Source organism: Meridianimarinicoccus aquatilis, from assembly GCF_004358675.1.
GTDB classification, from domain to species: Bacteria; Pseudomonadota; Alphaproteobacteria; order Rhodobacterales; family Rhodobacteraceae; genus Meridianimarinicoccus; species Meridianimarinicoccus aquatilis.
The window spans coordinates 1-1,373 of the sequence record NZ_SMZO01000118.1; the positions used below are offsets into that span (position 1 = coordinate 1).

The following is a 1,373-nucleotide window of genomic DNA, read 5'->3' on the forward strand; positions in this document are numbered from 1 at the left end:
GCTGTCGCACAGCCGGGCGTTCCTGGTGCGGGCCTATCCGCTGCAAACCCACGAGATGCTGTTTGACGCCCATTGGCATGCTTTCCGTGTCTTCGGCGGTGTTCCCGGTCGCGGGATTTACGACAACATGAAGACGGCGGTGGATCGTGTTGGTCGAGGCAAACAGCGTGACGTAAATGCCCGCTTCAAGGCCATGGCCAGCCACTACGTCTTTGAGCCCGAGTTCTGCAACCCGGCCGCGGGCTGGGAGAAGGGACAGGTCGAGAAGAACGTACAAGATGCGCGCAATCGCCTGTGGCAGGTCACGCCTGTCTTCACCGATCTGGCCGAACTGAACCAATGGTTGGAGGATCGCTGCGTGGCCCTTTGGGCCGAGACAAAACACCGGGAACTGCCGGGCACTATTGCCGATGTCTGGGAAGCGGAGAAGCCCACGCTCATGGCGCTGCCACCGGCCTTCGACGGATTTGTCGAGCAAAGCAAACGGGTGTCGCCAACATGCTTGATTACCTTCGAACGCAATCGCTACAGCGTTCCAGCCAGCTTTGCTAACCGCCCTGTCAGCCTTCACGTCTACCCCGAACGGTTGGTTGTCGTGGCGGAAGGCCAAACCGTTTGCACCCATGATCGCGTCATAGAGCGGTCGCACCATAAACCCGGAAAGGTCATCTATGATTGGCGCCATTACCTGGCGGTGATCCAGCGCAAACCCGGTGCCCTGCGCAACGGTGCGCCGTTCACTGAGATGCCCGAAGCCTTCCGCCACCTGCAAGATCACATGCTGCGCAAGGAGGGTGGTGACCGGGAAATGGTCGATATCCTGTCCCTGGTTCTGCATCACGACGAAGACGCTATTCTGTGCGCCGTAGAATTGGCGCTGGAAGCTGGCGTTCCCACCAAGACGCACATCCTGAACCTGCTTCACAGGTTGATCGACCGCAAACAGAGCAATCTTCCAGAGGTCGATCCGCCAGAAGCCCTGGCCTTGGAAACAGCTCCGAAGGCTGACGTCGATCGCTACGATGACCTCAGACAGGCAGGGGAGAAGAGCCATGCGTCATGATCCGGCAGGAGCCTCGATTGTGATCATGCTCCGCAGTCTCAAGCTGCATGGCATGGCGCAGGCCGTCGAAGATCTGGTCGCCCAGGGTGCGCCAGCGTTCGAGGCTGCAACACCGATGTTGTCCCAACTGCTCAAGGCCGAGATTGCAGAGCGAGAGGTGCGGTCAATCGCATACCACACGAAGGTTGCGCGCTTCCCGTCTTACAAAGACCTCGCCGGCTTTGACTTCAAATCCAGCGAGATCAATGAAGCCACCGTCCGGCAGTTGCACCGCGGCACCTTCATGGAAAATGCGGAAAACGTTGTCCTG

General features: G+C 59.1%; 2 protein-coding genes. Both read left to right on the forward strand.

The annotated features are described in order from the left end of the window. On the forward strand, window positions 1-1,063 hold a 1,063-nt coding region (istA, locus tag E2L05_RS20525; RefSeq protein ID WP_133344883.1), incomplete at its 5' end, for an IS21 family transposase. Then, on the forward strand, window positions 1,053-1,373 hold a 321-nt coding region (locus E2L05_RS20530; protein ID WP_243722084.1), incomplete at its 3' end, for an ATP-binding protein. The genes istA and E2L05_RS20530, both read left to right, overlap by 11 nt.